5 protein-coding genes are annotated in these 12,891 nt (G+C 45.0%); 2 read left to right on the forward strand and 3 right to left on the reverse strand.

The window, feature by feature from the left end:
* Window positions 1-100: 100 nt before the first annotated feature.
* The 3 genes from JMX07_RS00930 to JMX07_RS00940 all read right to left on the reverse strand — a co-directional run bounded on the left by JMX07_RS00930 (window position 101) and on the right by JMX07_RS00940 (window position 3,666).
* Complete coding sequence (locus JMX07_RS00930; RefSeq protein WP_201605486.1) at window positions 101-1,225, reverse strand: tetratricopeptide repeat protein; 1,125 nt, start codon at window positions 1,223-1,225, stop codon at window positions 101-103.
* A 236-nt stretch (window positions 1,226-1,461) separates the two neighbouring features.
* Window positions 1,462-2,106 carry a 2-polyprenyl-3-methyl-6-methoxy-1,4-benzoquinone monooxygenase gene (coq7, locus tag JMX07_RS00935; protein ID WP_102094419.1) on the reverse strand — a complete coding sequence of 215 codons (645 nt, stop codon included), beginning with the start codon at window positions 2,104-2,106 and terminating at the stop codon, window positions 1,462-1,464.
* A gap of 228 nt (window positions 2,107-2,334) precedes the next feature.
* Window positions 2,335-3,666 (reverse strand): MFS transporter, encoded by a 1,332-nt coding sequence (locus JMX07_RS00940; protein ID WP_201579418.1) that lies wholly within the window; start codon window positions 3,664-3,666, stop codon window positions 2,335-2,337.
* Window positions 3,667-4,149: 483 nt separating this feature from the next.
* Here JMX07_RS00940 and JMX07_RS00945 point away from each other — a divergent pair, with 483 nt between their 5' ends.
* The gene (locus JMX07_RS00945; RefSeq protein WP_201605497.1) at window positions 4,150-7,740 is read left to right on the forward strand and encodes an autotransporter assembly complex protein TamA; all 3,591 of its coding nucleotides are present in this window, start codon (window positions 4,150-4,152) and stop codon (window positions 7,738-7,740) included.
* A gap of 102 nt (window positions 7,741-7,842) precedes the next feature.
* Window positions 7,843-12,837, forward strand: coding sequence for a translocation/assembly module TamB domain-containing protein (locus JMX07_RS00950; protein WP_201605512.1), 4,995 nt, complete (start codon window positions 7,843-7,845; stop codon window positions 12,835-12,837).
* The last annotated feature ends 54 nt before the right edge of the window (window positions 12,838-12,891 follow it).

Here is a 12,891-nt window from a genome sequence, read left to right on the forward strand (position 1 = left end):
ATTTATTAAAGATTTATCTATTGAGGGTCTTATTAAACAAATATCCTTTGAACCAAACCCTCAGATGTTCATCTGCTATGCATTAAGTAATGCAGCGTATCTAAGCACCTGGTTTTACGCTAATATCAGGGGCAGGGATATCCCAAATATAGAATTTGCCTTCTTCAACGAGTTTGATTTGTTGAGGAATAACAGTGTTGTTAGGGTATTGCCCTTCAAGACGACGTAGGCGTTCTAACGCATTAGCACGGCGGTCACTAAGTAGATCTGACTGTGCCAAGCTTTGTTCTGCTTCGGTGTACCCTAAAGCGACAGCGCGATCTAGATACTTTTGACCTTCTTTGAAACCGCCACCTTCTGATAGCATCATGCCGTATAGGAAGTTAGCCTCACCACTATCAGGTTGCAGCTTGATAGCGCGATCGACGTACTGGCCACCACGTACCGTGTAGTCTGAACCTAAATCTAGGTTACGACCCATGCCGTTTAGCTTAGCGGCACGAAGCAACACATCAAAAGACGCGTCTGGCGACTTGGCATACGGTTCGATCCAATCCGCTAACACTTTGATTTTTTCACGTGTGTAATGGCGCTGTGAGCGGTTAGGGAAGTTTGGTGGATAGTGGCGCGCGTTAGGGGATACGTCAGCGATGAAGTCATCTAATAAACTGACATCAAGTTTATCAGTACCTAGCCCTTTTTGTTGCGGAATCAGTACAGTTTTGACAAAGCTCATGTCTGATAGTTGTACTTGCGGTGTAGGAATATTCGGAAGTTGTCCGCTACGCAGGTCGATACCAGTAGCTGTCATTGGACCAGGCTCATAGACACGAGTAGTGCCATTCATGACAGGTGCAGCAGCAGGCGACATCATTTGCGGTGTTTGAGGTTGAGCAGTGCTAACAGATGCATTGTTTTGCAGAGTGCCGCTTAGTTGCATGTTAGTTGTTTGCGCATTAGTCGGCTGGCTGTTGCTCGCAGGTGTTGCTGGCGAGCTTGTTTGAGCAGTGTTGGCTTGAGCAGGACTGATAGCTGCATTAGGACGAGCAAGACGAATCACACGTTTGCTTGAGTCCATCGCACTAGGTACAGCCGTTGAGGTAGCATCAGTTTCTGCAGCGTTCACGGGTGCAGATAACAGCATGGCACAGGTTGCAGCCATAACGGTCAATGTTGCAAACTTTGGTGACTTAATAGAGTGGCTACTAGAGAGAATCGCTTTCATAAAAATCGTTACCTTGTTTAATTTATTTGGTTGTTATTCATTGATTGGACGGTAATATAAATAGCGCATTGCTGGAAAATCGTACAAATTTTTAATACCGTAGCAAATTAAGCTTTACGCTATCTGTGGTAGGATTGTTAATCGCTAGAATTAAGCAAACCTACGTAAATCTGTGTAGACGTTGATGAGTAAGAAAGTCGACAACAGCAGCTAACAACAGTACCTGTAACCATAAGCTATAAATGATAAGCGGTATCTTTCATACGATTTGCCATCCATCGCATGGTCCGACGTACTGCCGGAGAAAGGGCAGCGCCGCCACTTGCAAGTGCTAGCTCGCGATGATGCAGCTCCTCTTTATCCATTTGTGCCAGTATTTCTTTTGAGCGCTGATCATGTTCAGGTAGCTGCTTGATATGATCCTGTAGATGCTCGCTGACCTGCGCTTCTGTCTCCGCTACAAACCCTAGACTAAACTCATTTGAGATCGCACCTGCTACCGCACCGAGTCCAAAAGACATACCGTACCAAAGCGGTGTAAATACGCTGGCATGGCTACCAAGTTCGCTTAGACGAGTCTCGCACCAGACCAAATGATCGACTTCTTCTTCGGCCGATTGTTGCATGGCTTGTTTGACACCATTATCTTTCGCGGCAAACGCTTGGCCATGGTATAGACCTTGCGCACATACTTCACCTGTATGATTAATACGCATAAGACCTGAGACGTGCCGCGCCTCTGTGATGGTCAGCTCAGGAATCTCATCGCTACTGACGGGCAACGGACGCGTGCTTGGATTGGAATGTGGCACGACAGCTCGTAATGCCTTATCGACCCCAAGTAACAACTGGTCAATTTTAGATAAAGGACGCAGGGTCATAACTCACTCCTGATGGTGTTAAAAACTGTCAATAAAATAAAGTGTGTTACCGTCTAAATGCAACGGCATAATACGTATTACTATAACAAACAATCCAAATTATCGGCTCGAATATTACTGTCTAGATAGCTCATAAATAATCTATAGATAGTGGGCAAACTACTATAGCTATCATAACTACGAAACCATCAGCGCAACATTAGACTATATCTATGGAGCCAAACTTATTTACGGCGCCATACCATCGTTGGTTTGGATAATGGCATGCTTAATATGTTTATTCAGTTTGATGTATAAAAATGCACCAAACACTATATTCAATAGCCCTGTCACCAAAAATAGCTGCGGTAGCGTAAACCCTAAGACGTTTAAGATAACAATCGCAAAAATGGCTGATGTGACCATAAATATCGCGTTAAAGATGTTATTCGCACCTACGATGCGTGCTCGATGACTCTTAGGTGCGTAGGCTTGCATAGAAGCATATAGCGGTACGATATACAAACCACCGCTGAACCCTAATAAGAACAAATCTGCAAACACCCGCCAGCTACCACTTATATTAAACAAATCACCGATGCCAAGTAATGTGTCATTATTCACATTTATATCTAAACCTGAAAGTGAAAAATACAAATCAATAGCAAAGATACTTAATCCAGCAATACCAAAAGGTAATAAACGCAAGCTAACTTTGTTTTTGGTCAATGTTTTGCACAGCACCGAACCGATCGACACACCAACAGAAAACAATGTGAGTAAGAAAATAACGACTGACTCATCACCAAGCAAAATCACCTTGCTGAACTCTGGCACTTGGGTCAAAAACGTCGCCCCATAAAACCAAAACCAGCTGTTGCCAAGAATGATAAAGAACAAAAAAGGCAAGGAGTATAAGTAACGGACAGTGGCCAAGCTGGTGGTAATAATATTCCAGTTAATCTTCAGGTCAGGCTGCATCGCTGGCATATTAGGAATATAGCGTGCAGCTAAATATCCCAAAACAGCGACAACCAATACCGTGGCACTAATCCAATACAGTGACTGCGATAGCTGAGTCAAAATACCAGCGACAATCATACCGACCAAAATAGCCAGTGAAGTACCCATCTGAAAAAGGCCGTTGGCGCCGACCAGCTCATCTTCTTTCATCGCTTGTGGCAGATAAGCGTATTTAATCGGTCCAAAGAAGGTCGAATGTGTGCCCATCAAAAACAACGCGACAAATAGCAGTGCATACCATTCAAAGACAAAGCCGACTGCGGCAACTGCCATAATGACCAGCTCAAGCAGTTTGATAAACTGCGTGAGCTTTGACTTTTCATACTTATCAGCAATCTGTCCTGCCAAAGCAGAAAACAAAAAGTAGGGCAGGATAAATAACATGGCGGCCAAGTTATTAAGGATGCTGACCTCTACGCCCAATTTACTGGCGGCAGTATAAGTGAGCACCAGTATGAGCGCCTGCTTAAAAATATTGTCATTGAATGCGCCCAAAAACTGGGTGAAAAACATAGCGCTAAAACGACGGCGCTTGAATAACTGGAACTGGTTGGACATGGACATTCCTACAGATAAATCGCGACTGATAGAGAAAAGAGCGGCGCTGAACGACAATTTTTTTATGATAATAATCGTAAATTTTATTAAAAACTATATCAAGATATAGCATAGGTTTTATCAATATTAAGCCGTATAATAGCAAGGCTTCGGTGAAAATACATGCAGTCAATGCTATGATTCGATATTTAACTAAGTTATGATTTATAAATTTTATGTGATTGCGTTTTAGGGTATAAATAGTATTGAAAACAAAGGCTATTACTCATCAATGCTATCTATAAGTTAGTAGCCTTTTCTAAGCTAGTAGACCTACAAGGCAGTAGACACACAGTACTAAAGCCGACACTATAGATAACCAGTCATAAAATTAAAGTAGTAAACCATTAATTGCAGATAACTGCTATAAGTTTATTCACCGGTCAGACTTGACGATCGTTATCGTTGATAAGATTGTGCCGCGTGAGCTGATAGGACGTAAAGATGATAAAGCAGCCTTCAACTCGAGCATGCAAGGGTCTAATGATGCAGCGTGACACAGCCATAATCCAAAACGATAGTAATAATTTAAGTACGTACCCAGTAGCACCGCGTAAAAACTTTAGACGCTCTGCACTGTGCACTGCGCTTGCGACCAGTTTGTTCGGTATGGCACCTGCGGCAATGGCAGATACCATTAATAGTGTAAACAATACCGCTATCACCAACTCATCTGCTGCTGAGCAAACTGATAGCAATCAAACGCTTAGTAACCAGACTAACAATAGTCAAGCTGCGAATGATCAGGCATCTATCAAGCAATCAGCTACATTGTCCGATGACGATACTCAGCTAGATATGGCTCTAGATGCGCTACGTCTAAAAAAAGCAGTAGAACAAGGCATCATTGATCAGTCAGTATTGGACGACTATAGCGAACAGAGCTTGGGCATTAAGAAACCTAACTCGACAAAGTCCGGCTCTAAAAACTCGTCGATGCAAAATGCTAATGCTCAAAACCTATCTTCTCAGAGCAGTAATTCACAAAATACAACTTCTCAAAACAACAACTCTCAGAATTTAGAGAGTTTCCCTGATAGTCCAAGTACTTCATATAATCCAAACAATGCTCAATCAGTCGCTTCTAATGATGACCTGTTGCAACAAGCAACCGAGATTCAGCAGCAAGGCTATCAAATGATGACCCCTGAGCAGATCGATCTTGAGCTAGCTGCAATGGATGCGCAGAATGCTCAAGACATTGACAGTATCAATATTAGCAATAACGACAGTGACTTTGATGCGCCAATCGCTACGTTAGATGACACAACATCGCCAATTGGTCTCGATGTAGAGCTAGATGCGACAAACTTGCCAGCGCCTAGCAATCTTGATACGTTGGGTAGAAATGAAACAACGCAAGAGCAGGCGAGTACAGCTGAAGGGATGTCACGTCCGATTGAGGTGAGTGGCGCTGTTAGCAATGAAGATGTCGTTAGTAATGAAGCTATTGTTAAGAATGAAAATGGTCTGACGATTGATGATAGTAGTGATGAGGTGATAGCTGGTACGAATGTGCCTGCCAATGTAGAAGGTACGACGACAGATATTATCAATCCGAATGACTATCTACCAGATTATCAGAATGATACTCAGGCCGTCGATCAAAGTATCGAACAAGCCAATAGACCACGGCCACGCGCGCGCAATAGAGGTAATATCGTGACGCGTCTGTACAATCGCTTTTTTAATGACGGTGGCGTGGTAGCTTTGCCAAATGTAGAAACCGCTATTTATCTAGAGCAAGTATCTGCTGAAGACTCTCCTAATGGTAAGGCTCAGCTGATTGAGGCTGATAATGATATTCAGCCAATGAAAAACATCAAAGCAGCACTAGATGATACTTCCGTTCAGTCGGTTATTGACTTTACTGCAGCATTGCCACGTTTGCGCGAAACAGCACAGAATGCTGCTAAAGCCGTTGGTTACTACGAGGTTGAGCTGCGTCTGACCCAACCTGATCGTGACACAGTTAATGTTGTGATTGAAGAGCTGGGCGAGCCGGTACTGGTAGATAGCCGTATTATTGAGATTCGCGGTGAGGGCAGTGAGCAAGAAGAGTTTGCAGCGCTTGAGGCAGACTTGCCGCCGCAAGAAGGTGATATTTTTAATCACCGTGTCTATAAGAGCAGTAAAGCGGCTTTAGAATCTTTGAGTAATACCTATGGCTATTTTGACCAGTATTGGCTGAACAAATCCGTTGATATCATCTTGCCTGATAACAAAGCGGATGTCTCGTTGGTTTACAACACAGGTGATCGTTACGAGTTTGATGATGTGGTGTTTTTTACCTACGACAAAGAAACCAATACGCTGACCCAAGACCCTGACAAGCTACCAGTAGAGCTTTCATTATTGCAACAGCTCTATGGCTTTACGCCGGGTGAGCCGTTTTATCGTCCAGCAGTTACGAAGTTTAGTAACGACTTATCGGCAACTCGATACTTTAATACGGTCAACGTCGAGTCGATACTACCACCAACTGATAGTAGTGAAGCTGGTACCTTGGCGTTTGACAATGCTGCTACCGAGGGTAACGACACATTAGATGACGATATTAACAATGTAGACAATGATGGCGTTGCAGATCTGAGTAGCAATGATGGCGCAGCTGCCTTAAATGTGACGGCTAGTAAAGAAGATACGGTTAACGATAATAGTGATATAGGTGCAGAGAGCGATAGTGCTCTGAGTGCTAATAGTGGCGAGACGGTCAATGAAGCGGATATCGCTGCTATTGATTTTGAGGCTGATGAAGCCACCCTTGATAAGCTGCAAGCCATCAGACAAAAAGCAGAACGATTAAGCCGCTTGCCGAATGATCGCGTGCTTGATGAAAAAGATCAGGAAGCCGATAATTTATTGGGCAAAATCAGTGATTCAATCAGCAATGTCGCACAAAAGATATTCCCTGATGAGAAGATTTTGATTAATGATGAGAACTTTGTACCTCCAACATTAGCAGGACGTAAAACGCCTCAAGACGTTGCAGAAAGCAAAAAAGTACCTTTATATGTGTTTGTATACGCGGATAAACCACGTGATGCTCAAGTTGGTCTGGGTTATGGTACAGATACTGGCGTTCGCGCCACCGCAAAAATAGACTACAACTTGCTCAATCGCCAAGGCTATCAAGCAGGTGCAGAAACGGAAGTTTCGAGAATCAGCAAAAACGTGGCTGTGTATGCCAGTCGACCATGGAAGCACCCGCTCAATGATAAGCTAGATGCACGTCTTACTTATGAAGAGGAAGTGATTGACCAAGGTGAAGGCAACTTTGATCTATCAACCACAACGCTAAAAGCGGCTTTGGCACGTAACATTCGTAGTGACACTGGCTGGAATCGCAGCTACTCTGTGCGTTACCGCTTGGATGAGCTTGAGACGGGGGTTGATGGGGCAGCATTAGATGATTTGCCTATCCGCTTTACCTCTTCAAGTCCGAAACAGCGCGCGCTGCTATTTGGCTATGGTATGAATAAAACAGATACTGACAACGCTACCAACCCAACGCAGGGCATGCGCCAGTACTACTCAATCGAGGCTGGCACTGATAGCGCATTCAGTGATACCGATATGGCGATTATTCGCGCAGGCGTTAGTGGTATCTATAGCTTTGGCGAAGACAAAAAGCATCAAGTATTAGGTAGTGCCAATGCAGGTTATATCTGGGCGGATGATTTTTACGATGTGCCTTATAAGTTGCGTTTCTTTGCAGGTGGCGATCAGAGTATCCGTGGTTATGACTATGAGAGCTTGTCACCACTAGATAAAGGCTATCTAACTGGCGGGCAGGTGCTAGCGGTCGGTAGCGCTGAGTATAACTATGAATTTAAACCAGGTTTCCGTGGCGCATTCTTCACTGATGTCGGTAATGCCTATGACAAAGATTTTGATACTGAGACAAAAGTCGGTGTCGGTGTCGGTATCCGCTGGGCATCGCCTGTAGGAATGGTGCGTGTCGATGTGGCTGCTGGCGTGACAGAGGAAAGCATTCCTGTACGACTGCACTTCTTTATTGGTTCACCGTTATAATCGCTTAATGTAGTAGTTCCAACTGTTTAGTAGCTCCAAATGTTCTAATCATTACTTATCGTACCGATTGCTGGTCTTCATTTTTTAACGTAGTTGAGTGTCATGCTGACAGAAAATACCCCGCCTAATAATGCTCCAGATGAAGATCCAGCACAGCGTGATGCCCGTGCCGTTAGGCGTTGGTATCCGTTGTCATTTCTGCTCAAACTACTGGTATTGGTGCTTATCGTACTGGCGATTATGTTTGCCATATTCTTTTATGCGGCTGGTACGGACGCTGGTACGAAGTTTATATTAGAAAAAATTAGTGTTGAAACAGGTATTGATTTCAAATATGGACGCGGTAACTTGCGCGATGGTATTTGGGTCACTGATATCGATATTGAAGCGACTGAAGATCTTGAGATATTAGTAGATAAGGCCTACGTCAAAATAGGCTGGCGTGCAGTATTTGCAAAAGAAGTGCATTTAAGCGATGCAGACATCCAGACCATAGAGATTATCAATAAGAAACCGCCTACTGGTGAACCGTTCGATTATAAAACCTTAAAGTTGCCAGTAAACTTGCGCTTTGATCAAGCAAAAATTAAGAAAATTACTTATAAGCAAGTAACCAAAGATCCTATCATTATTCAAGATATTACGGCACGTGATCTAACGTGGGTAGGTAGTACGGTGACCGTTGGCCGTGGTGATTTGCAGTATGCTGATATCGTGAAAGTCAGTGCCTTACAAGGAGAGATCGACCTACAGGGCGACTATCCACTAGATTTGAGTGCGATTGCGGAAGTCAGCGCCCTTGAAAAAGCCTATATCGACCCATTAAATATCTCTGCAACGGGAACGCTCAAACGGACTGTCGGTAAAGTACGCAGTCGTTATAACGATAGCGATGTGAAAGGCGACTTTGTAGTACAAGGGTTAGATGCGGGTGCGCCGTTTGATGCAAAACTACAGTGGGATGATATTCTTATCCCTTACGCCGATAGCCAAAACATTCGCCTACAAAGCGGTACAGCCACAGCTTCTGGTGTCATCTCTGAGATACGATTGCGTATCAATACTGAATTGACCGCCAAAGACATTCCATCAGGTCATTACCAAGGCCGCGCCGTTATTGCCAACAGTCAGCTACGTATAGATCGCTTGGACGCTGACGTGCCAGCGGGACGTTTGGCGTTACAAGGTATTTTAGATTGGAAAGACAGCTTTGAGGCCACAGTGCGTGCGACGGGCAGCAACTTTAATATTCGCCAAGCTATTCCGGCTGAGTATGCTGACTTCAAAGCTTATGCGCCGCAAACCCTCAACGGTAGGCTGTCACTGCGTTATCAGCAGCAGAATGGTACTGGTAATACACAGATCGATGCAGATTTGCGTCAGCGCGATGGTGAGCACATCAATGCCAATATGGTCCGTGGTAAAACCTCTGCCAAATCTAAGCAGGTTGCGCCTTGGTATATTGATGCTAACTGGAAAAACTTAACCCGCCGTAACGTACCCAATATTGGCAATATCGACAGTCCTAGTGGACAGGCAGACGTCATCGTTCGTGGTTCAACCCTATCAGTCGATGCCAATGCCGTTATCAATGAGCTAAATGCTGCCCCCAAGGGCAACTATGATTTACGTATACGTAAGGCTGGTGATGTCATAGATATCAATCGTCTTAATTATAACGGCATCGTAGGAGACTTATCCGGCACAGGACAGATTCAGTTGGCGAGCAACCAGCGTCCACTGACATGGCAGATTGACGCCAGTACCAAAGGTTTACTTCCTAAGAAATATCGTAGCGATTTACCGCTTGAGCGCCTAACAGGTAGTATAAGTGCGCGTGGTCGACTGCTAAATATCACTAAAAACGGCGTCAGCGGACAGCGTCACGTGATTACTTTAAACAATACCGATATGCAAGCGCAGCTCGATGCGACGCAAGCAGATCGTGCTATCGGTATTACCGGTGCTGGTGATGCCAGTGTTGATATCGTAGGTGGTGAGCTGTCAGTATTTGATGCGCGTTTTGATGGTCGGATTGATACAGCAGATGTACCACAAGGTCGTCTGTCTATCGATGCTGCGGGTACGCCAAAGCTGATTAGTATTCGTAAGCTGAACTATAAAGGTGAAGCGGGCGCAGTTGATGCGAAAGGTGTTATCGACTTACGTAAAAATATCGGCTGGAATATAGATGGTCGTTTTGACCAGTTCAACTTGGGTTATTTTTTACCCAATAATCCAGCGATAATCACAGGCGATCTAAAGACCAGTGGCGAATGGCAAAATGCGCCAAAAAACAGCAAAAACACCGCAGGCACATTGCAGCGCTTTGCCGTAAATTTCAACGGCATATTAGATGCCGAGCAATTGCCAGCAGGTAAGCTGAATATAGAAGCCAGTGGTGACAGTCAGTTGATCCGTATCAACCGTTTCCGTCATGTGGGTGCGGCAGGTAGTATCGATGCCAGCGGTACCGTTGATGTGCGTCAAGGCGTTGCATGGGATATCAACGCGGTGATGGATCGTTTTAACATTGGCTACTTCCTAAAAGATACTCCAAGCCTTATCACTGGTACGATTGATACAGATGGCCGCTGGAGTGACACGCAGCAGATTGTCAATATTAAACAAGTTAATCTGAATGGCATGCTAAAAGGGCAGCAACTGAGTGCCAAAGGCAGCCTATCAGCGAAAATGCGTTTGCCTAAAGATTTAGCAAGTTACTTCAAACAACTTCAGACCCAAGATGCCCAAGCACAATACAAGCAAGTAAATGCTTTGATTGATAGCTTAAACGCTAATAATCTGGTGCTGCGTTGGGGTGATAACTATGTCACGGCTAACGGCAATGCCAAACAGCTACAAACCAAAATTAACATCACCAGTCTAGATCAGCTGTCTAGCCAATTAGCTGGTAAAGTCACGGGCGGCGCCACGCTGTCTCAACCAACTGGTCAAGCACTGCCTACTATTTATATTGATTTGGTCGGTGAGCGACTCGCGCTACCTGGTTTTATATTGCGTCAAGGCCGTGTACGCGGCAAGCTGGTCAACCTAGCCAATAGCCCAAGCCAGTTAATCGTGACGGCTGAAGGCCTAGATGCTGCTGGTCAAAGTTTCGATAGTGTTAAAGCGTCCTTTAATGGTACCGAAAAATCTCATGTGGTCGATTTAAATGTGGCCAATAAGCAACTCGATGTCGGCGCTAGGTTAAAAGGTGGTTTTGATCGAGATAGGCTAAGCTGGTCAGGTGTCATTGGAAAAGGCCGCATCAAATCTAAATATGCGACTTTGAATCAATTACAACCTGCACAGCTGATTGTGAATTTGCCTTACAAACAGGGTGGTGAGAATCGTGATCTAAAAGTACAGCTTGCCGCTCACTGCTGGCAGGCCACGGATCAAACTGGCAAGCTCTGTCTACGTGAAAAACTAGTGGCATCGCCAGACCAAGGTGAAGTCAATGTAGCGTTGCAGAATTTAGATACGTCGTTATTCTCAGTGTTCTTGCCAGAAGATATTGACTGGAATGGTAAGATTAATGGTAAAGCAATCGTCGGATGGCAACGTGGTCGTCCGCCAACTATCAATACCACGCTATACTCAGACAATGGCAAGATAGGCCTTGTTCAAGATGGCGAGAGCACATCAATGACCTTGCCATACAAGCGCGTGTCTCTCATTGCTCTGTCTGTGCCTAAGGGTATCAAGCTGCGTACCGACATCAATACTGGACGCGGTGCGCGTGGCTATGCTGAAGTGATCGTCGATCCTTATAAAGACCCTAAACCAATATCCGGTGCCTTGGTGCTGAACGAGCTTGATCTTGCGATATTTAAGCCTTTCTTCCCCGGTATGCGCGTCCTAAGAGGTAACGTCACAATGGCGGGTGGTCTAGGTGGTACCTTAACCAAACCGCAGTTCTATGGCGACGTAAAACTCTCTGACGGCCGTATAGCCATGCTTGATTTGCCAGTAAATCTGTCCAAAGTAAATGCGGCAGCCAAAATCCGAGGTACACAAGCGACCATTGATGGCACATTCAATAGTGGTACAGGTGAAGGCGAATTGTCAGGGACAGTCAACTGGCAGCAAAAACTGCAGGCCAAGTTGAGTATCGTCGGTGAAGGCCTAGTCATTACTCAGCCGCCATTACTGGTCGCTGAAATTGACCCTGATATCGATATTATCGTGCGCCCAGGCGACCGTTATGTCGATATAAAAGGGGCAATCAGTGTGCCGTCTGCGACCATTCGTCCGCCTGAAGCCAGCGAAGATATCATCACTCAAACCGAAGATGCAGTCGTACTAGATCGTCGTTTGATTGGTAATATCGATGAAGTACTGGCTATCTCAAAACCTTGGTCAATCAATGCTGATATCGGTGTTGATTTGGGCGATGATATCAACTTCCGTGGTTTTGGCGCAGTCATTCCGTTGGCAGGTGCGATTAATGTGACTCAGAATGGCACAGGTATCATGCGTGCCAGAGGTGTTGTACAGGTCTCACGCCGTACCAATATCAATGCCTTTGGCCAAAGCCTAGAGCTGAATTATGGTCAAGTGCGTTTCAATGGCGATGTGATGAAACCGAGCTTGAGTATTGAAGCGGCCAAAACCATTAATGGCAAGACAGTAGGTCTGCGTGTCAAAGGAACCACCGAAAGCCCCAATATTGTCGTCTTTAACAATGCAGGGCTGACCCAGCAGCAAGCAATGAACGCCTTGGTGACAGGTCGCATCGATAATAAGAGCGCGACACAAATCAGTGAGCAAGGGTTTAAGTCGCAAGTGACCAATAATCTGGCCGCCGCTGGATTGAGCTTTGGTCTGAGTGGCACTCGTAGCCTGACCAATCAAATTGGGCAAGCGTTTGGTTTGCAGAGTCTGACAGTTGATGCCTCAGGTAGTAGCGAGGATACCAATGTCAATGTCACAGGTTACGTAACGCCTGATTTGTACATTCGCTATGGTGTGGGTGTTTTCAATGCGCAAAACAGTCTCTCTGTTCGTTATCAATTGACACGCCGTATCTATGTGGAAGCCAGTTCAGCCGCCGAGAATGCAGTGGATGTGGTCTACAGTTGGCAGTTCTAAATCGTGTATTCAGAGGACAACTGCTTTTTGATTAAAGTTGATCGAGTTAGTTTC

The organism is Psychrobacter immobilis (assembly GCF_904846235.1).
GTDB classification, from domain to species: Bacteria; Pseudomonadota; Gammaproteobacteria; order Pseudomonadales; family Moraxellaceae; genus Psychrobacter; species Psychrobacter immobilis_C.